This is a genomic window from Microbacterium cucumeris (assembly GCF_058349845.2).
Genome location: NZ_JBYRIZ020000003.1, coordinates 319,632 through 338,790, shown reverse-complemented (window position 1 = coordinate 338,790; position 19,159 = coordinate 319,632). Strand labels below are relative to the sequence as shown.

At 68.7% G+C, this 19,159-nt stretch carries 20 protein-coding genes and 1 pseudogene; 15 read left to right on the top strand and 6 right to left on the bottom strand.

From position 1 onward, the window contains the following. The first annotated feature begins 28 nt into the window (after positions 1-28). Genes AC3RXZ_RS10720 through AC3RXZ_RS10705 form a run of 4 tightly spaced genes read left to right on the top strand, consistent with a single transcriptional unit; the run spans position 29 to position 3,186 of the window. On the top strand, positions 29-850 hold the full coding sequence (locus AC3RXZ_RS10720; RefSeq protein WP_243228627.1) for an ABC transporter ATP-binding protein: 822 nt from the start codon (positions 29-31) through the stop codon (positions 848-850). After that, positions 847-1,524 (top strand): ABC transporter permease, encoded by a 678-nt coding sequence (locus tag AC3RXZ_RS10715; protein WP_243228628.1) that lies wholly within the window; start codon positions 847-849, stop codon positions 1,522-1,524. The genes AC3RXZ_RS10720 and AC3RXZ_RS10715 overlap by 4 nt, the downstream gene beginning before the upstream one ends. Continuing rightward, positions 1,521-2,243, top strand: a complete 723-nt coding sequence (locus AC3RXZ_RS10710) for an ABC transporter permease (protein WP_243229204.1) — start codon at positions 1,521-1,523, stop codon at positions 2,241-2,243. The genes AC3RXZ_RS10715 and AC3RXZ_RS10710 overlap by 4 nt, the downstream gene beginning before the upstream one ends. Positions 2,244-2,268: 25 nt before the next feature. Beyond that, on the top strand, positions 2,269-3,186 hold the full coding sequence (locus tag AC3RXZ_RS10705) for an ABC transporter substrate-binding protein (protein ID WP_491494007.1): 918 nt from the start codon (positions 2,269-2,271) through the stop codon (positions 3,184-3,186). 70 nt (positions 3,187-3,256) lie between these two features. Here AC3RXZ_RS10705 and AC3RXZ_RS10700 read toward each other — a convergent pair whose 3' ends face one another. Then, positions 3,257-4,480, bottom strand: a complete 1,224-nt coding sequence (locus tag AC3RXZ_RS10700) for an AI-2E family transporter (protein ID WP_491494006.1) — start codon at positions 4,478-4,480, stop codon at positions 3,257-3,259. A 58-nt stretch (positions 4,481-4,538) separates the two neighbouring features. On the opposite strand from AC3RXZ_RS10700, the gene AC3RXZ_RS10695 reads away from it, so the two are divergent. Next, positions 4,539-4,835, top strand: a complete 297-nt coding sequence (locus AC3RXZ_RS10695; RefSeq protein ID WP_243228634.1) for a chorismate mutase — start codon at positions 4,539-4,541, stop codon at positions 4,833-4,835. Between the two features lie 66 nt (positions 4,836-4,901). Further along, positions 4,902-5,141 (top strand): annotated as a pseudogene (locus AC3RXZ_RS10690) (dihydrofolate reductase family protein); the annotation flags it as partial. Between the two features lie 46 nt (positions 5,142-5,187). Here AC3RXZ_RS10690 and AC3RXZ_RS10685 read toward each other — a convergent pair. The 5 genes from AC3RXZ_RS10685 to AC3RXZ_RS10665 are packed head-to-tail and all read right to left on the bottom strand — an operon-like array spanning position 5,188 to position 10,247. Further along, complete coding sequence (locus tag AC3RXZ_RS10685; RefSeq protein WP_243228638.1) at positions 5,188-6,090, bottom strand: carbohydrate ABC transporter permease; 903 nt, start codon at positions 6,088-6,090, stop codon at positions 5,188-5,190. Beyond that, on the bottom strand, positions 6,087-7,112 hold the full coding sequence (locus AC3RXZ_RS10680) for a carbohydrate ABC transporter permease (protein ID WP_491494005.1): 1,026 nt from the start codon (positions 7,110-7,112) through the stop codon (positions 6,087-6,089). Before AC3RXZ_RS10680 ends, AC3RXZ_RS10685 begins: the two co-directional genes overlap by 4 nt. Beyond that, on the bottom strand, positions 7,109-8,527 hold the full coding sequence (gene ngcE, locus AC3RXZ_RS10675; RefSeq protein ID WP_491494004.1) for an N-acetylglucosamine/diacetylchitobiose ABC transporter substrate-binding protein: 1,419 nt from the start codon (positions 8,525-8,527) through the stop codon (positions 7,109-7,111). The genes AC3RXZ_RS10680 and ngcE overlap by 4 nt, the downstream gene beginning before the upstream one ends. Before the next feature lie 41 nt (positions 8,528-8,568). Then, the gene (locus tag AC3RXZ_RS10670) at positions 8,569-9,321 is read right to left on the bottom strand and encodes a sugar isomerase domain-containing protein (RefSeq protein ID WP_491494003.1); all 753 of its coding nucleotides are present in this window, start codon (positions 9,319-9,321) and stop codon (positions 8,569-8,571) included. Next, the gene (locus AC3RXZ_RS10665; protein WP_243228644.1) at positions 9,318-10,247 is read right to left on the bottom strand and encodes a MurR/RpiR family transcriptional regulator; all 930 of its coding nucleotides are present in this window, start codon (positions 10,245-10,247) and stop codon (positions 9,318-9,320) included. Before AC3RXZ_RS10665 ends, AC3RXZ_RS10670 begins: the two co-directional genes overlap by 4 nt. A 101-nt stretch (positions 10,248-10,348) precedes the next feature. Here AC3RXZ_RS10665 and AC3RXZ_RS10660 point away from each other — a divergent pair, with 101 nt between their 5' ends. From AC3RXZ_RS10660 to AC3RXZ_RS10620, 9 genes are all read left to right on the top strand, one after another. Next, the gene (locus tag AC3RXZ_RS10660) at positions 10,349-11,353 is read left to right on the top strand and encodes an N-acetylglucosamine kinase (protein ID WP_491494002.1); all 1,005 of its coding nucleotides are present in this window, start codon (positions 10,349-10,351) and stop codon (positions 11,351-11,353) included. Positions 11,354-11,427: 74 nt separating this feature from the next. After that, positions 11,428-12,324 carry an SIS domain-containing protein gene (locus tag AC3RXZ_RS10655; protein ID WP_243228647.1) on the top strand — a complete coding sequence of 299 codons (897 nt, stop codon included), beginning with the start codon at positions 11,428-11,430 and terminating at the stop codon, positions 12,322-12,324. Further along, a complete protein-coding gene (locus tag AC3RXZ_RS10650) occupies positions 12,321-13,271 on the top strand; it encodes an ROK family protein (RefSeq protein WP_491494001.1) in 951 nt (316 codons plus the stop codon). Before AC3RXZ_RS10655 ends, AC3RXZ_RS10650 begins: the two co-directional genes overlap by 4 nt. Beyond that, positions 13,268-14,185, top strand: a complete 918-nt coding sequence (locus AC3RXZ_RS10645; RefSeq protein ID WP_491494000.1) for a 1-phosphofructokinase family hexose kinase — start codon at positions 13,268-13,270, stop codon at positions 14,183-14,185. Before AC3RXZ_RS10650 ends, AC3RXZ_RS10645 begins: the two co-directional genes overlap by 4 nt. A gap of 72 nt (positions 14,186-14,257) precedes the next feature. Then, positions 14,258-15,103 carry a class II fructose-bisphosphate aldolase gene (locus tag AC3RXZ_RS10640; protein ID WP_491493999.1) on the top strand — a complete coding sequence of 282 codons (846 nt, stop codon included), beginning with the start codon at positions 14,258-14,260 and terminating at the stop codon, positions 15,101-15,103. Further along, on the top strand, positions 15,100-15,876 hold the full coding sequence (locus tag AC3RXZ_RS10635) for a DeoR/GlpR family DNA-binding transcription regulator (protein ID WP_243228654.1): 777 nt from the start codon (positions 15,100-15,102) through the stop codon (positions 15,874-15,876). The genes AC3RXZ_RS10640 and AC3RXZ_RS10635 overlap by 4 nt, the downstream gene beginning before the upstream one ends. A gap of 160 nt (positions 15,877-16,036) precedes the next feature. Continuing rightward, positions 16,037-17,296, top strand: a complete 1,260-nt coding sequence (locus AC3RXZ_RS10630; RefSeq protein ID WP_491493998.1) for an ABC transporter substrate-binding protein — start codon at positions 16,037-16,039, stop codon at positions 17,294-17,296. A gap of 58 nt (positions 17,297-17,354) precedes the next feature. Continuing rightward, positions 17,355-18,248: a carbohydrate ABC transporter permease gene (locus tag AC3RXZ_RS10625; protein ID WP_243228658.1), complete on the top strand. Its 894-nt coding sequence runs from the start codon at positions 17,355-17,357 to the stop codon at positions 18,246-18,248. Then, entirely contained in the window at positions 18,238-19,122 is an 885-nt protein-coding gene (locus tag AC3RXZ_RS10620; RefSeq protein ID WP_491493997.1) for a carbohydrate ABC transporter permease, read from the top strand. Before AC3RXZ_RS10625 ends, AC3RXZ_RS10620 begins: the two co-directional genes overlap by 11 nt. Positions 19,123-19,159 lie beyond the last annotated feature (37 nt).

Below are 19,159 nucleotides of genomic sequence, written 5' to 3'. Positions count from 1 at the left end.
TGATCCGAACGACCGGAGACATCACCGCATGATCGAGTTCCGTTCCGTGTCCAAGCGCTTCCCCGACGGCACCCTCGCCGTCGAGGACTTCAGCCTCGTGCTGCCCTCCCGCAGGACGACGGTCTTCGTCGGCTCCTCAGGATGCGGCAAGACGACGCTGCTGCGCATGATCAACCGGATGGTCGAGCCGACCTCCGGCGACGTCGAGATCGATGGCGACAGCGTGCTGGACGGCGACCCGGTGGCCCTGCGCCGCCGCATCGGGTACGTCATGCAGAACTCCGGCCTGATGCCGCACTTCACCGTGATCGACAACGTCGCCACCGTGCTGCGGCTCACGGGCGTCGCCAGGAAGCCGGCGCGCGAGCGCGCGCTCGAGCTGCTCGACACCGTCGGCCTCGACCGTGCGCTGGCCGACCGCTACCCGAGTCAGCTCTCCGGCGGTCAGCAGCAGCGCGTCGGTGTCGCCCGCGGGCTCGCGGCCGACCCGAACATCCTGCTCATGGACGAGCCGTTCGGCGCCGTCGACCCCATCGTGCGCGCCGACCTGCAGCAGGAGCTCATCCGGCTGCAGCAGGAGCTCGACAAGACCGTCGTGTTCGTGACGCACGACATCGACGAGGCGTTCCTGCTCGGCGATCAGGTGGTCATCCTCGACAAGGGCGCGCGGATCGTCCAGGTGGGCACCCCGAGCGAGATCATCGAGAACCCTGCGGACGACTTCGTCTCGGCCTTCATCGGCGCTGAGCGGGGCAGGCGCGCACTGCATCTCAAGAAGACGAGCCGCGGCACCGTCGTCGTCGATTCGGAGGGGCGGACTCAGGGCGCGCTGATCGAGGACGGCATATGACCTGGGTCCTCGACAACCTCGACCTCATCCTCGCGCTGAGCGTCGAACACCTGCGGCAGAGCATCATCCCGATCGTGCTCGGGCTGGTGCTGTCGTTGCCGCTGGGGTGGGTGGCGTGGCGGTACCGCCTCGTGCGCGGCCCGGTCATCGTGCTCACCGGGCTGCTCTACACGATCCCGTCCCTGGCGCTCCTGATCCTGCTGCCCGCGTCGCTCGGATACTCGGCGACCAGCCCGCCCAACCTCATCGTCGCGCTGACGATCTACGCCGTCGCGATCCTCGTCCGGTCGGTCGCCGACGGCCTGGACTCGGTGGACGCCGCCGTGCGGCAGGCGGCCACGGCGATGGGCTTCGGCGGCGCCCGTCGATTCTGGACGGTCGACGTCCCGCTCGCGGGCCCCGTCATCCTGGCCGGGTTGCGGGTGACGGCCGTCAGCACCATATCGCTGGCCACGGTCGGGATCCTGATCGGCGTCGAGAACCTCGGCTACCTGTTCACCAACGGCCTGCAGCGGCGCATCATCGCCGAGGTGTTCGCCGGGATCCTCGCCGTCGTGCTGATCGCCCTCATCATCGACCTGCTCCTCGTACTCGCAGGACGCATGCTGATGCCGTGGACGCGCGCCGTCGCCTCGACGCGCCGCGTCACGATGCCGATGAGGTCGGCCGCATGAACCTGTTCGCGGACGCGCTGGCCTGGCTGTTCTCCCCCGAGCGGCTGGAGGGGCCGTACTCCCTGCCGATCCTGCTCGGGCAGCACCTGTACTACACGATCGTCTCGCTGCTCATCGCGGCGGCGATCGCGGTCCCGGCCGGCTGGATCATCGGGCACACCGGCCGGGGGCGCGAGATCGCGGTCGCGATCTCCGGCGCCGCGCGTGCGATCCCGTCCTTCGGGTTGATGATCCTGCTCGTCCTGCTGCTCGGCGTCCTGCGCGTCCCGGAGGCGGCGGTCATCACCTTCGTAGTGCTCGCCATCCCGTCGCTGCTGGCCGGCGCGTACACCGGCCTCGAGGCGATCGATCGGCGCACCGTCGACGCGGCGCGGGCGATGGGCATGACCGCCTGGCAGGTGTTCTGGAAGGTCGAGGTGCCGCTCGGCATGCCTCTTCTTGTCGGCGGCATCCGTGCCGCGCTGCTCCAGGTCATCGCCACGGTCACCATCGCCGCGTACGTCAACCTCGGCGGACTCGGCTGGCCGATCATCCAGGGCATCCCGCTGCAGCGATTCGACCAGGTGCTCGGAGGCGCGATCCTCGTCGCGCTCCTCGCCCTCATCGCCGACCTGCTGATGGCCCTCGCGCAGCACGCGGCGGTGCCGGCCGGCATCCGCGTCCAGCAGACCGCCCGAACCGGACGCCGGGCTCGCGCCGCGGCATCCGCCACCGCCTGAAGCCAGAAACCCAGAGAGGAACACCATGTTCACCGCACGAAAGTCTCGCATCGCGCTCGGCGGCGTCGCGGCGCTCGCCGCGTCGCTCGTCCTGGCCGGATGCTCGAACTCCAACCCGCTCGAAGAACCGACCGACGAGGGCGGGGGAGCAGGCGGCGACACGATCGTCGTCGGCTCGCAGGCCTACTACTCGAACGAGATCGTCGCCGAGATCTACGCCCAGGCGCTGGAGGCCGAGGGCTTCACCGTCGACCGCAAGTTCAACATCGGGCAGCGCGACGCCTACATCCCCGAGCTCGAGTCCGGTGCCGTCGACCTGTTCCCGGAGTACACCGGGAACCTGCTCGAGTTCTACGACCCGGAGGCGACCGCGACGAGTCCTGAAGACGTCTACGCCGCCCTGACGGAGGCGCTCCCCGAGGGACTCACCGCGCTGGACTACGCCGAGGCCAGCGACCAGGACACCTACACCGTCACGAAGGAGTTCGCCGAGGCGAACGGCCTCACCACGATCGGCGACCTCGCAAAGGTCACCGCACCGGTGACGCTCGGCGGGGCTCCCGAGCTGGAGCAGCGGCCGTACGGACCGGCAGGCGCCAAGGAGGTCTACGGCGTGGACCTGCAGTTCTCGGCCACGGGCGAGACGACGCTGGAGTCCCTGCTGGCCGGTGAGATCCAGGTCGCGGACATCTACACGGCGGCGCCCGCGTTCCAGACCGAGGACATCGTCGCGCTCGAGGACCCGGAGAACCTGATCCTCGCCTCGAACGTCGTGCCGATCGCGTCGGCGGACGTCGCGGAGGAGATCGCCGATGTCATCAACGCGGTCAGCGCCGAGCTGAGCGCCGAGGATCTGGTCGCGCTCGGCGTGCAGAGCACCGAGGAGCAGATGTCGCCCGACGACATCGCGTCGCAGTGGCTCGAGGAGGCCGGGCTCGACTGAAGCAGCGTGAACCGACGAGGCCCCGGGAGTCGACGGACTCCCGGGGCCTCGTATCTGTGCGAGGCTCGCGTCAGACGCGCGCGTCCTGACGCGGCACCCACACCTTCTTGATGATGATGAGGATGGATGCCGTGACGGGAACGGCGACCAGGGCGCCGAGCAGTCCCAGCAGCGTCCCCCCGACCATCGCGCCGATCACGACGAGGGAACCAGGGACCGACACGGCCCTGCTCATCACGCGCGGAGTGAGGAAGTACGCCTCGAACTGCATGTAGACGAGGTAGATCGCGGCGAACACGAGCGCCAGGATCGGGTCCGTGAACAGCGCGATGACCGATCCGATCATCCAGAACAGCACCGATCCGACCAGCGGGATCAGGGTGATCAGGAACGCGGTGACGGCCAGCAGCAGCGGGAACGGCAGTCCGAGCACGGAGTACAGCAGCAGCACCACGAGCGAGTTGATGAACGCCAGCGTGACCATGCCCATGACGTAGCCGCCGACCGAGTCCGTGATCTGATCGGTGATGATCTCGGTGTTGGTGCGGTCCCGTGCCGGGATGAGGCGCAGCATCGCCTGCTTGATGCTCGGCAGCGTCGCGACGAAGTAGATGATCAGCACGAGCACGATGATCGCGCCGGAGATGCCGTTCGCGATGGATGCGCCCACCTGCAGGGCGCCGCCGCCGATGGCGGCGATGTTGCTCGGGTTCGTGAGGAACGCCTGGACGTCCGCGACGAGGTCCTCGAAGTTGTCACCGAACTGCGCCTCGAGGGTCGCGTACACGTCGCTCTTCTGGAAGTCCGCGATCATGGCCGGGACGTCGCGGATGAAGCTCGCGATCTGTTCGACGACGACCGGCACGACCGCCCAGATGACCAGGCCCAGCAGCACGAGCAGCGACACGAGCACCGTGACGAGGGCCCACGGCCGCGGCATCCGGTGCCGCTCGAGGAACCGCACCGCCGGATCGAGACCGAGAGCGGCGAACAGCGCGAGGGCGATGTAGATGAGGACCGTCGAGAGGTTCGAGATCGCCAGTCCCAGGGCGATCGCGGCGAGGCCGCCGAGCGTCACGAGGAAGCCGAACACGAAGGGCCTGTCGATGCGGGTCCAGAACGAGCGCGTCGAGGGCGCCGGCTCGACGACGGGCCGGGCGGTCAGCTCCGGCTCGGGCTCCGGTTCCGGCCGCTCGGCCCGACGGCGGCGCTTGCGGGGACGTTCGCCGGTCACGACGGGCTCGGGCGCGTCGACGGGATCGGATGCCGCGGACGCGGTGTCGTCGGTGCTCATGCGTTCACTCTAGAGGGCGCCCGCCGGCCGGCACGGAGCGGAACGCTATCGTGGGGGCATGAACGACGACGCCGCCCGGAGCGAACTGCTGCGCCTGCGCGCCAGCATCGACAACATCGACGCCGCCCTCATCTTCATGCTCGCCGAGCGCTTCCGTGCCACACAGCAGGTCGGGCTGCTCAAGGCGCAGCACGCCATGCCGCCCTCGGACCCGTCGCGTGAGGAGCAGCAGGTCGCCCGGCTGCGCGCCCTCGCCGAGGAGGCGCACCTCGATCCCGAGTTCGCGGAGAAGTGGTTCAACTTCGTCGTCGCCGAGGTCATCCGCCACCACACCGAGGCGGCCGAAGGGCGCTGAGGAGCGCCTGTCGACCCGGGCTCCGCGGGAGGGGTTGATGGCGCGGGCGACGCGGGGGACGCGGTCACCGACCTCAAGAAGCGCTGCGACCGGATCGTCGTCTGGGGCAGCCTCGCTCTGACCGACGCGCTGTTCGAGCTCGACCTGGTCGACGAGCTGCGCCTTCGCGTCGTGCCTGTGCTCATCGGCGAAGGGCGCTCGTTCACCCCGGCCGCACTGGGACGGCGGCGGCTCGAGCTCGCCAGGGCGATATCGCACCCGAGCGGCCACATCGGGATCACCTATCGGGTGACGGCCCCGGCGTGATGCGGGTCCCGGATCGCCGAGCGCGTTCCGGGACCCGCATCGCCGGTCACTTCGATGTGCCCTGCGACACCGAGCCCTGCAGCTGGCGCTGGAACAGGATGTACACGATCAGGACCGGGACGATCGTGATGATCACGGCCGCGAACATCTCGCCGAAGTCGAGCGCGTAGCCCGCCGACGAGGCGTAGGACGCCATGCCCTGGGAGAGGACGTACTTGCTCTGGTCCGTGTTCAGCGAGATCGGCAGCAGGAACTGATTCCACAGTCCCAGGAAGTTCATGATCGCCACGGCCGCCATCCCCGGCTTCGCCATCGGCAGCATCACCTGGAAGAACGTGCGCCATTCGCTGGCCCCGTCCACGTATGCGGCCTCCTGGATCTCGTAGGGCAGGGACTTGAAGAACGAGAACAGGAAGAACACGGTGAACGGCAGCGCGAACGCCACATAGGTGACGATCAGGCCGGGAAGGGTGTTGAGCAGCCCCATGTTCTGCAGGATGAAGAACAACGGCACGATCGCCAGGAACACCGGGAAGGTGAGTCCGGCGAGCATCAGGTAGTAGATGACCCGGCTGCCGGGCACCGAGAACCGGGCGAGCACGTAAGCGCACATCGCCCCGAGCACCATCACGAGCACGAGCGAGACGCCGACGACGATGACGGTGTTGAGGAACATCCCGCCGAAGTTGTTGCCCACCCAGGCGTTGATGTAGTTGTCGAAGTTCCAGTTCGCCGGCAGGCCGAACGGGGAGGCGAAGATCTCCGTCGTGGTCTTGAAGGAGCCGATGAACGTCCACAGCATCGGCAGGATCACGGCGAGAGACCAGACGGCCAGGACGACGTGGGACGCACCGCCCACGGCCTTGTCGCCGGTCGTGGACTTCGGTGTCGTCGGCCGGCTCTTCGCCGCGGGGTCGATCGTGACCGCCGCACGTGTGTCGAGCGTCATGAGCGACCTCCTTCGTCCTTGCCGCCGATGAGGCGGAACACGCCGATCACGATCGCGGCGAACAGCAGGGTGATGACGGCCAAGACCACGCCCATGGCGCTGGCCAGGCCGAACTGGCCCTTCTCGAAGGCGGTGCGGAACAGGTACTGGCTCATCACCAGAGTGCTGTTGCCCGGGCCGCCGGTGGAGTTGAGGCCGGCCATGTACACGAAGGCGTCCAGGGCGAGGATGCCGAGGTAGATGTACGCCGTCTGCACGTTGTCCCGGATCTGCGGGAGGACGATCGAGGTCACCGTCCGGAAGCGTCCGGCTCCGTCGATCCGCGCGGCCTCGAGGGTCTCGGCGGGGATGCCCTTGATCGCGGCGATGAAGAGCACCATGTAGAAGCCGACCATGCTCCAGACGATGACGAAGATGGTCGCGCCCATCGCGGTGCGCTCGTCGCCGAGCCAGGCGAAGCCGTTCGTGTCGACCCCGACCGCGCCGAGCAGGCCGTTCAGCAGACCGCTGGGCGTGTAGATCATGTTCCAGAGGATCGCGATCACGATCGCGGGGATGACGTACGGGAAGAACGAGACGACCCGGTAGAAGCTCGACCCCCGCAGCCCCCGCACCTGGCCGTGGCTCGGCCCGCCGACGGTGATCATGCTCGCGAAGATCAGGGCGATCACGATGGTGATCAGCGGCACGACGATCGCCAGCAGCATGTTGTTGCCCATGGCCTGCAGGAATGTCGGGTCCTGGAACAGCTTCACGAAGTTGTCGACGCCGATGAAGTCCATGGTCGGCGAGAAGCCCGTCCAGTTCGTCATGGCGTAGTACACGGCCTGGACGAACGGCGAGATGACGAAGACCAGGAAGATCGCCACCGGCAGCCCGAGGAAGACCAGCAGGAACGAGACGTAGTCGAAGGTCATCCTCCTGCGCAGGCCCGCACGGGGCGCCTTGCGGCGCCCCGTGCGGGTGGTGACGACGGCCCTGGTGTCAGGAGCCGTGTCGAGAGGAGGAGCGCTGAGGCTCATTTGATCTCGATCTTCTCGATGGAGTCGTCCTCGCGGATCTTGTCGGTCAGCGCCTGCAGCTGCGACGTGATCTCGGCGACCGTCATCTTGCCGTCGAGGAACGAGTTCCAGATCGGCAGCTGGTCGGAGTTCATGCCGTAGAGGTTGAAGGACTTGATCGTGAACATGCCGGTTCCGGCGGCCGCGATCATCTCCACCTGCGACACCAGCGCCGTGGAGCCGAAGCCGTCCTCGGGGACGATGTCCTTGACGACGGTCGGGGCGAGCTTCGACTTCGAGAAGGCCGACGCCGCTTCCTTCGAGAGCATCGTGCGCAGCAGCTCCTTGCCGCCCGCGACGTTCTTCGCCTTGGAGGGGACGATGAACGGCTCGCCGGCCTCGGCCCGCATGAATCCGGCAGGCGTCGTGGCGTTGCCGTCGAGCGGCATCTCGCGGACGCCCTTCATCTGGAAGTTCTCGGCCGTGGTCTTCTTCATCTCGTTCTCGATCCACGACCCGGACGGGTACAGCAGCGCCTCCTGGTCGAGGCTCCACTGGGCCTGTGCCTGCGTGAACTGCGTGCCGCCGCCGCCGGGCTTGACGTAGCCGGACTGGATCAGCTCGTGCAGGATCGTCAGGATCGACTGCAGTGTCGGGTGCGACCAGCAGCCCTCCTCCAGGTTCTCCAGCGGAAGGCGCACGTCGTCACCGGACTGGATGACTGCGGAGTCGACGACGAACGTCTGGTAGTACGTCGCCGCCTCCTTGCCCCACAGGAACAGGTACTTGCCCTTCGCCTTGGCGGCCTCGCCGAGGGGCTTCAGGTCCTGCCAGGTCTGCGGCGGCTCCCAGCCGTTCTCCTCGAACAGGCTGCCGGAGTACCAGACGCCGTACGTGGTGAACACGTAGTTGAGGGCGGCGAACTTGTCCCCGAAGGTACCCGGGGCCTTGACGCCGTCGAACAGCGTGTCGGCGATCTTCTGCCCTTCCAGGTTGTCGGCCTCGAGCACGTCGCTGAGGTCCTCGAGCTGGTCGAGGATCGTGTTCCAGCCGATCGAGTTGGCGCCGGAGTTGTCGACCAGGTCGGGCGGGTTGCCGCCGACGAAGCGCGGCTGCAGCTCCTGAGCGATCTTGGTGGAGGCGGAGACCTTGACGGTGACGCCGTCGAGACCCTTGTTCCCCGACATGATCTCGGCCGCGTTCTCGACGTAGTCGACGCCGTACCCGCCGTCGAAGATGACCGCGTCGACGGTCGTGTTGGCCGCGACGCCGAACGGGTTGTCAGACGTCACCTCGCCGGCGGGACCGCCGCCTCCCCCTCCGCCGCCCGGTGCGGCGCAGGATGCGAGGGACAGCCCAAAGGGCAGCAGCAGCGCCGTCGCTGCCGCGCCGCGCAACAGGGTGCGGCGGCTGATGGAGGATTCGGTGAGTTCCATCTTCGTACCTTTCGTAGGGGGTTCTTTCGGGTTCTCAGCGGTCAGGCTCCGCGCCGGATGCGTCCGAGATAGCGGTCCTCGAGGGCGGAGTTGTGCTCGTCCCCGCCCGGGATGTTCGCGGAGATGTACATCGGCGGGGTGTCCCCGCGGGCGACGATCCGGCCCGCCACGCCGAGCGTGAGCAGCTGCGCGATGTACGCGGCGGTGATCGACGAGATCGCTCCGGCGCCGATGCCGTCGGCTAGTTCGAGCGTCGTGTCGCCGTAAGGGGCGAGGTTGTCGATCACGACGTCCGCGATCTCGCTGAGCCGCTTGCCGGACGGATGCTTCGGCTGCACGCGCCTGGTGTGCTCCAGGCTGGTCACCGCGATGACGTCGTGCCCGCGTTCCTTCGCCCACAGGGCCGTCCCGACGATCGACCCGTTCACGCCGGAGTTCGAGGCGATCAGGAACACGTCGTCCTCGCCGACCGGGACCGTCGCCATGAGCTCGTCCACCACCCACGGTTCTCGTTCCAGGGCGCCGGTGAGCACCTCCGCCTCGCGATCGCCGTGCATCACGAGGTCGCGGAGTGCGAAGCGGTTGGTCGGGATCAGCCCGCCGGCGCGGCCGGAGATCTCCATGGCGAACGCCTCGGAATGCCCGGTCCCGAAAGCGTGGATCACGCCGCCGGCGTCGACGCAGGCGACCAGCAGGTCGATCGCGGCGTCGTGGGCGCCGGCCTCGGCATCCGCGGTGAGGCGGGCCAGGCGCTCGTGCGCCTCGCGGAACAGGTCGGACGGCGTCGCGGTCATCCGACGGCCTCCCGGGTCTCATCCGGCCGAGGCGCTGTGCGAGGGCGTCGATGACCCGACACCGCCATGGCCGTCGCGGCGAGCCGCTTGGCGGCCGGATCGAACATCCGCTGCGCGATGAAGAGGTAGAGCAGGTCGATCACGAACAGCTGCGCGTGCTTGACCGACATGTCGTCCGGGCGCAGATAGCCCACCGGTGCGGCCGTCGTGATCGACACCTCGGCGACGTCCGCGATCCAGCTCTCATCGTCGTGCGTGATGGCGACGGTGAACGCGCCGACGGCACCGGCCTGGTCGAGCATCTGGACCGTCTCGGTGGTCTGGCCGGTGCTGGACACCCCGATCGCGACCGAGCTCTCGTCCTGGAGCACCGCACTGGCCAGCCCGTCGTGGACGTCCGACCAGGCGTGCGAACTGATCCCGATCCGGTGCAGACGGCGCTGGAACTCCTCGGCGATGCCGGCGCTGCCGCCGAGCCCGTAGATGTCGACGTGCCGGCTGGCCGTGACCGCGTGCGCGGCCCGGCGGACGGCCTCCAGGTCGATGCCCTCCGCGGTCGTCTCCAGCCCGCGCACGTGCGCGCTCAGGAGGGTGCGCAGGATCTTCTCGGGCGAATCGTCGGGCGCGAACTCCGCGCCGATGTCGGTGCGCCAGGTCTGCTCGGCACTGCCGCGCCCCAGCTCGGTCGCGATCGCGACGCGGAACTGCGTGTACCCGTCGAAGCCGAGTGAGCGGCAGAAACGCGTGACGCTCGCGGGCGAGCTGCCGGCCCGTTCGGCGAGCTCGGTGATGCTCAGTTCCACGGCGGCGGTCGGCTCTGCGCTGACCAGATCCGCGATCCTCGACAGCGCCACGGGCATGCCGCGCCGGCGCGCGGCGATGCGGCCGATGATCGCGCCGTTGTCGGCGCTCAGGCTGCGTGGCACCATTGCCTCCAGAACTCGCCGTTGAAAGTTCCTGCTGGGGTGAAAACTATTCTCACCGCCGACCAAGGTCAAGTTAGGACGCATAACATATGGGTCACGACATGCTGGCGATCGGAGTGGACGCCGGTGGGACGGCGACCAGGGCCGTGGTCACGACGCTGGACGGACGATGCGTCGGATACGGCGTCGCGGGACGCGGGAATCCGGTCTCTGCGGGGCGCCCGAGCGCCGTCGGCGCGGTGCTCGAGGCGGTCGGCGCGGCGACGGTATCCGCGGGCCGTGCGCTGAGCGAGGTGTCCGTGATCGCCGCCGCCGTGGCGGGGCAACCGGCATCCGGCGCGGGAGCCGAGTCGCTCCAGGCGGAGCTGAGCGCCGCCGGGTTCACCGGGCGGGTGGTGTTCGAGTCCGACCTGCTCGCGACGTACTTCAGCGCCACGGCGTCCGGAAACGGCTACGCGGTGGTGTCGGGGACGGGCGCGTGCGCGATCCGGGTCGCCGAGGGGCGCATCGAGGCGACGGCCGACGGCCTCGGCTGGCTGCTGGGCGATCGGGGCAGCGGATTCTGGATCGGGCAGCGCGTCGCCGAGGCGGCGATCCGGGACCTGGACGGCGTCGGCCGCATGACCGCCCTGACGCGCGCGGTTCTGGATCATCTCGGCATCGATCCGCAGCCCCGACCCGGAGCGGCGAGGCCGCCGGAGCTCGAAGAACTCGTCTCCGCCCTGTATGCCCTGCCGCCGATCGAATTGGCATCGCTCGCGCCGCTGGCGTTCCGCTGCGTCGAGGACCCGGTGGCCGCGGGCATCCTGCGCCGCGCGGGCGAGCGTCTCGCCGAGTCGCTGCTGGCAGTGCTGACCGAGCCGGGACCGCTGGTCGTCGGCGGTGGCGTGCTGTTCCGCTCCGGTCCGGTGCGCGACGCCTTCACCGGTCGGCTGGGCGGTTCGGCGGACCGTCTCGATGTGATCCCCGTGGAGGACGGCGTCGTGGGGGCGGGGCTGCTCGCCCTGCGCGCCGGTGGCCTGCCTCCGACCCGAGAAGCACTCGCCCGGCTCACTGAGACCCTGGCGCTGGTGCGTCGATCCTCCGTGCATGGTGCTCCTCTCTGAGCTCCTCCCGCTACTCTATGATCTAATTCAGCAGAAACAATCACAACTGCGCATTCTTTCGAAGGAGCTCCTCGATGACCGAAACGCCGGCCGGCGCGCACATGCGCGCCGAACTCCTCTCGCAGCCCGAGACCTGGGCACGCGCGGCTGACCTGCGCGACGAGCAGAAGCGGCTGCCGGGCTCCGGTGCTCGGGTCGCGGTTGTCGGATGCGGCACGAGCTGGTTCATCGCCCAGTCCTACGCGGCGCTGCGGGAGACCGCGGGTGCCGGCGAGACCGATGCCTTCGCGGCATCCGAGGCCTTCGTGGACCGCGGTTACGACGCGATCGTCGCCCTGACCCGCTCGGGCACGACGACGGAGGTGCTCGAGCTCACCGAACGCGTGAGGGGCCGCATCCCCGTGATCGGGGTGATCGGCGACCCGGCCTCGCCGCTGGTCGACCTCGCGGACGATGCGGTGCTGCTGCCCTTCGCGGACGAGGAATCCGTCGTGCAGACCCGTTTCGCGACGACGGCGCTCGCCCTGTTCCGCGCGTCGCTCGGAGAAGACCTCGGCGCCGCGATCGCCGATGCGGCGACCGTGCTGGCCGCGGAGCCCGACCTCTCACTCACCGATGCCGAGCAGTACACGTTCCTCGGGCGCGGGTGGACCATCGGCCTGGCGCACGAGGCCGCACTGAAGCTGCGCGAGTCCTCGCAGAGCTGGACCGAGTCCTACCCGTCGATGGACTACCGTCATGGCCCGATCGCGATCGCGGCCCCCGGTCGCATCACGTGGCAGTTCGGCAGCGCCCCCGACGGTCTCGCGGAACAGGTGCGGGCGACCGGCGGGCGGTTCGTGCAGCAGGACATCGATCCGATGGCGGACCTCGCCCGGCTGCATCGCGTCGCCCTGGAGCGCGCCCTCGCCCGGGGCCTCGATCCGGATCAGCCCCGCAACCTCACCCGTTCGGTCATCCTGGACGCGTGAGCACCTCCGCGTCGTCCGCCGAGGCCTCCGTCGCGATCGGGGCCGGCGCACCCGTGCTCGCGTTCGACGTGGGAGGGACGGACATCAAATCGGCGCTGTTCGACGAGCACGGGGCGGCGCTCGAGCTGCGCCGCACGCCGACCCCGCATTCCGGCCAGGACCCAGCCCGGCGACTGATCCGGGAGCTCGGCGTCCTCGCCGAGGACCTGCGCTCGCGGCATCCCCATGTCGTGCCGCAGGCGCTCGGGTTCGTGGTGCCCGGCATCGTCGACGCGGATGCCGGGACCGGCGTGTTCTCGAGCAACCTCGGCTGGCGCGACGCGCCGCTGCGATCCCTGGCGCAGGAGTCGTTCGGTCTGCCGGTCGCGTTCGACCACGACGTGCGCACGGCGGGCTGGGCCGAGCACCGCCTCGGCGGCGCGCGCGGCCACGCGAACGTCGTCTTCCTCATCATCGGCACCGGCATCGCGGGAGCGATCCTCATCGACGGCCGGCCCTACACGGCGGGCGGCTACGCGGGCGAGATCGGTCACGCGCCGATCGCCGACGGTCCGGAGTGCGCCTGCGGGGCGCGGGGATGCCTGGAGGCCGTGGCCTCGGCCGGAGCGATCGCCCGCCGCTACGCCGCGGAGTCCGGAACGCCGCTCGACGGCGCGCGGGCCGTCATCGCGCGTGCGGCGGCGGGAGACCGCATTGCCGCACGTGTGTGGGAGGAGGCGCTGGACGCCCTGACGCTCTCGCTCGCCCAGCTCACCGCGGTCGTCGCTCCCGGAGCGATCGTCATCGGGGGCGGACTCTCGCGCGCGGGCGACGCGCTGTTCGGCGAGCTGCGCACGCGCCTCGCCGCACGGCTGAGCTTCCACCGCATGCCGGAGGTGATCCCGGCGCAGCTGCAGGGCGACGCGGGCCTGATCGGCGCGGCGCTGCGTGCCAGGGAGCTGACATGATCCTGACCGTCACGCCGAACCCGGCGCTGGATCTCACCTGGGTCGTCGATCGTCTGGAGATCGGCGGTTCGCACCGCGCGGACACCGGCGCCGCCCGCGCCGGGGGAAAGGGTTTGAACGTCGCCCGCGTCGCCCACGCGCAGGGGGCACCGGTGCTCGCCCTCACCACGGCCGGCGGACGGACCGGAGATGAGCTGCGCACGGATCTCGAGGCGAGCGGAGTGCCGCATCGGCTGATCCCGGTGGACGCTCCGACGCGCCGCAGCGCGGCCTGGGTGGACCGGACACTCGGCGACAGCACGATCGTCAACGAGCGGGGCGTGAACCCGTCACCCGCGGAATGGGCGGCGGTGATCGCCGCCGTGCGGGAGGAGGCGGCCGCGGCTTCCGCGCTCATCATCGCGGGGAGTCTTCCGCCCGGTGCTCCCACGGATCTGCTGCCCGCTCTGATCGCCGCGGCGGACGGCATCGACGTGATCGTCGACACCTCCGGCCCCGGACTCTTGGCGGCCGCGGATGCCGGAGCCGCCGTCCTCAAGCCCAATCGCGTCGAAGTGGTCGAGGCGACCGGCATCGTCGATCCGGTCGAAGGGGCTCGCGAGCTCGTGCGCCGCGGCGCCGGCCTGGTGCTCCTCTCGCTCGGTCCCCAGGGGCTCTGCGCCGTCACCTCGACGGAGGAGTGGCGCGCGCGGCTGCCCGCGCCGCTCGCCGGCAATCCCACCGGTGCCGGGGATGCGGCGGTCGCCGCGGCAGCATGTCTGCTGGACGCCGGTATCCGGGACACCGAGGTCATCCTGCGCCGAGCCGCCGCCTGGTCGGCCGCCGCCGTGCTCATGCCGCTCGCCGGGGAGATCTCCCCGCGGTGGCGGGACCTCGAGCGCTCCTTCATCGTCGAGAAACCACCGGCCGTATGAGAAACCGCCCCAGCGACGGTTTCTCGCGCGCGGAGCGGTTTCCCGGCATCCGATCCGTACAAAGGACTCCGCATGCCCCTCGTCCCCGCCCGTGAACTCGTCTCCGACGCCGCCGCAGCCCGTCGCGGGGTCGGCGCGTTCAACGTGATCCACCTCGAGACCGCCGAGGCGCTGGTCGCGGCATCTGCCCGCGCGGGAATAGGCGTCATCCTGCAGATCTCGCAGAACTGCGCGGCTTATCACGGAGGGCTGGAACCGATCGGTCTGGCGACGCTCGCGATCGCGCGGCGTGCGGAGACGCCGGTCGCGGTCCACCTCGACCACGCCGAGAGGCCGGAACTGGTCGACGAGGCGATCGACCTCGGCTTCGGCTCGGTCATGTTCGACGGGGGAGCGCTGCCCTATGACGAGAACGTGGCGCTCACCGCTCAGGTCGCCGCCCGCGCCCGCTCCGCCGGGGTGCACGTCGAGGGAGAACTGGGCGAGGTCGGCGGAAAGGACGGGGCGCACGCGCCCGGAGTCCGCACGGACCCGGCGCAGGCGCGGGCGTTCGTCGCGGCCACCGGAGTCGACGCCCTGGCTGTCGCGGTGGGGAGCTCCCACGCGATGACCGATCGCCGCGCCGTGCTGGACCTCGACCTCATCCGCCGGCTGCACGGCGCCCTCGATGTCCCCCTGGTGCTGCACGGATCGTCCGGCGTTCCCGATGCCGTTATCGTGGATGCCGTGCGCGCCGGAATGACGAAGATCAACGTCTCGACTCACCTGAACGGCTTCTTCACCCGCGCGGTCCGCGAGCGTCTCGCCGCGGACGAGCATCTCGTCGATTCCCGCAGATACATCGCACCGGGACGCGACGCCGTCGCGGCCGAGGCTGCCAGGATGCTGCGTCTGTTCGCCCTCGAGGACGCGAGATGAAGCGCGCGGCGCGGCTGAGCGCCATCCTCGATCTGCTGGCGGCGGAGGGGGAGGTGTCTGTCGACCAGCTCGTCGAACAGCTGGACGCATCGCCGGCGACCACTCGGCGGGATCTCGACAGCCTGGCGGAGCAGCGTCTGCTCATCCGCACTCACGGGGGTGCGGTGGCGCAGTCGGTGGCGTACGAGCTCCCGATCCGATACAAGAGCCACCAGCGCACCCACGAGAAGGCGATGATCGCCCAGGCGGCCCGAGAGCTGGTGGCACCGGGTTCCGTCGTCGGGCTGTCCGGAGGAACGACCACGACGGCGATCGCCGCTGCCCTGGCGGCGAGCGAGGACGTCGCGCTGCACGGGCTCACGATCGTGACCAACGCCGTGAACATCGCGGCACAGCTGGCGACGCGTCCGGACATCAAGGTGGTCGTGACCGGCGGTGTCATCCACTCGCGCAGCTACGAGCTCGTCGGACCCTTCGTGGAGCAGCTGCTGAGCGGCATCCAACTCGACATCGCGTTCATCGGGATCAACGGATTGGATGCCGAGGTCGGCGCCAGCACCCACGACGAACGCGAGGCCGCCGTGAACCGCCTCATGGCGCTGCGGTCGCGCCGAGCGGTCATCGTCGCCGATTCGAGCAAGATCGGTCACTCGGCCTTCGCCGCCATCGGGGATGCCGAGCTCTTCCGGACCGTCATCACGGATTCCGGACTGGATGACGACACCCGTGCGGCCCTCGAGACCGCCGGCTACGAGGTGCTGATCGCCCGCTGAGGAGCGCTCCTCGGGCACGACGACGTGTGCCCGCAAAAAATGATTGATATTGCTCGAAATGATGCAAGAAACTCGTATATAGTCAGAACACGCCGACGCTGACGCCGGCCGTGCAAGAGATTCCCCAGGACGACTCGACGGAGAGATTGGCGCGAAAACGATGAAGTCACAGCACACTGCCCTCGGTGCAGCCGCAGTCACGGCGGGATTGATCCTGTCTCTGACCGGATGCGGCAGCGGAGCGGGAGGGGACGCCGACTCGCTCGAGGTCTGGCTTCCGACCGCGTTCGCCTCGGCCAGCAGCAATGATGAGAAGGCCACGTGGGAGAAGATCCTCGCGCCGTTCGAGGAGGAGCACGGCGTGGAGCTCAACGTCACGCTGATCCCCTGGGCGAGCTACGAGGAGAAGTACCTCACCGGGGTCTCCAGCGGCGAGGGACCTGCGGTCGGCTACATGTACACCGAGATGATGGGTGATTACGTCACCAACGGTGCGCTGGTGCCCTTCGACGACTACCTCTCCGACGACGTCCAGGACCGGATGCTGTACCTGCCGCAGGGGCAGGTCGACGGGCAGCAGTACGCGATGCCCTTCGTCGTCGGCGGCATGCGCGTCCTGTGGGCGAACATGGACCTCCTGGCGCAGGCGGGGATCACCGAGCTCCCGGAGACCTGGGACGACTTCCTCGCAGACTCCCAGAAGCTCGTGGACGCCGGGATCACGCCGCTGCTCCAGGAGTGGGGCGCGCCGGACCGCGGCATGATGAACTCCACCTTCTTCCCGCTGCTGTGGCAGGCAGGCGGCGACATCCTCACGGAGGACGGCTCGAAGACGGCGTTCAACAGTCCCGAAGGGCTCGAGGCGGCCGAGTACCTCATGACCCTGCTCGACGAGGGCTACATGCCGGACACGGTGTTGGGGCTCAGCACCGACGAGGTCAAGGCCGCGTTCCTCGGCGGTGAGACCGCGTTCATGTACGGCAGCGACGGAACGCTCCCCGAACTCGAGGGCACCGACATCAACGCCGAGTTCGTCCCGTCGCTGAAGGGTGAGCAGGAGGGCACGTTCGTCGCGAGCGACGCTCTCGTGATGCTCGAGGCGTGCCCCGACAAGCAGTTGTGCACGGATCTCGTGGAGTACATCCTCGACGGCGACCAGATGGCGGTCTTCCACGACGAGATCGTCGCCTATCCGCCGATCGCCACGGATGAGGAACCCGATGAGAGCTCGGCGTTCGCCCAGGCGTACCAGGACAAGGCCGACGTCCTTCACTCGCTGCCGATCGCTGCCGGCGGGGCCGCGGTCTACAACTCCCTGTACCAGAACCTCCAGCAGATGCTGCTCGGGCAGAAGACCCCTGAGCAGGCTCTGCAGGATGCTGCGGACGCCGGAGACGCGGCCCTGGCCGGAGCTCAGTGATCCGGGACGCGGGTCCGTCGCGCGGCGGCGGACCCGCACCACAGACGAGAGAAGACCGATGACAGACGTGCGCCCGAAGCGCCGATCTCCGCTGAAGTCCTTCGGCGGAGTCCCCTTCATCATCCCGAGCTTCGCGATCCTGCTGCTCGTGGTGATCATCCCGATCGTGATGTCGCTGTACTTCAGCTTCACCAAGTACTCCGTGCTCGGCAGCCCCAGCTGGATCGGCGCAGACAACTACCTCAAGCTGTTGGACGATGACGCGTTCCTGCGTTCGCTGGTCAACACCCTGGTCTACACGGTCATCGCCGTGCCGCTGCAGACGATCATCGCGCTCGTCCTGGCCGATCTGATCGCGAAGCGGTTCCGCAACAGGTTCGGATCCGTGGTCCGCTCGGCCCTGTTCATCCCCGTGATGTCGTCGATGGTCGTCGTCGCCGTCGTCTGGCGGACCATCCTCGGCACGAACGACGGCGTCGTCAACAACGTGATCGACGTCCTCGGCTTCGACCGGGCGAACTTCCTCGGAGACCCGACCCTGGCGATGCTCGTGGTCGCGCTGGTCACCGTGTGGAAGAACATCGGCTACTTCCTGGTGATCTACTACGCGGGAATCATGGAGGTCCCGACCGATCTGTATGAGGCCTCCGCGCTGGACGGCGCCTCTCGTCGACAGCAGCTCTGGCACGTCACGATTCCCGCTCTGCGTCCTGTCACGCTGCTCGTGATCATCCTGGGAACGATCTGGTCGTTCCAGGTGTTCGATCTCGTCTACGTCATGACGGGCGGCGGGCCGGGAGGCGCCACGACGACGATCGTCATGATGATCTTCCAAGCGGGGTTCAAGAACTTCCAGATGGGGTACGCCAGCGCCATGGCGATCATCCTGTTCGTGCTGATCCTCGCGATCGCCATCATCCAGCGCAAGGTGGTGAAGAGCAATGGTCGCTGACACCTACACGGTCACGACATCCCGCCCTCGACCGTCCGGACCGCGCCGAACCGCGCGGAAGGGCCCCTGGGAGCGCCTCGGCGATGCGGGCGCTGCGATCGTCCTTTCGGCCTTCGCACTGCTGGCCATCGTCCCGTTCCTGTTCATGGCCGTGACGTCGATCCAGCGCACGACCACGATCACGATCGCGATCGATCCCGACAGGATCGACCTCACCAGCTACGTGCGCCTGTTCACCGAGAACGGTTTCGGTGCCGCCCTGCTGACGAGTCTGGGCGTCGTGATCCTCGCCTGCGTGGTGAACGCGATCGTGTGCTCGCTCGCGGCCTATGCGTTCGCCAAGAAGCCGTTCCCGGGGTCGGAAGCACTGTTCTGGCTGTATGTGGCCACCATGATGGTCCCCGCCCAGGTCACCCTGATCCCGCTTTTCACGATGATGCGCGAGATCGGCCTCCTGAATACCTGGGTGTCGCTCTTCCTCCCGGTGATCAACGCCTTCGGCGTGTTCCTCATCCGCCAGTTCATGACGTCGATCCCGGACGAGATGATCGAGGCGGCGCGCATCGACGGCGCGAGCGAGTTCCGGATCTTCCTCGAGGTCGTCCTGCCGGTCGTGCGGCCGGTCATCGTCGCCCTCACGGTCTTCACGTTCCTCACGACCTGGAACGACTTCCTCTGGCCGCTCGTCTCGATCACCAACGACCAGCTGCAGACGGTGACGCTCGCGGTCGCGAAGCTGCAGGGCCGGTTCGCGACCGACTACGGGCTCGTCATGGCGGGCGCGACCCTGTCGTTCATCGTCCCGCTCGTCCTCTTCCTCATCCTTCAACGCCAGTTCGTCGAGGGCGTCACATCCAGCAGCGTCAAGGGCTGAACGCCTGCGACCGATCGACAAGACTCCAGGAGAGCCG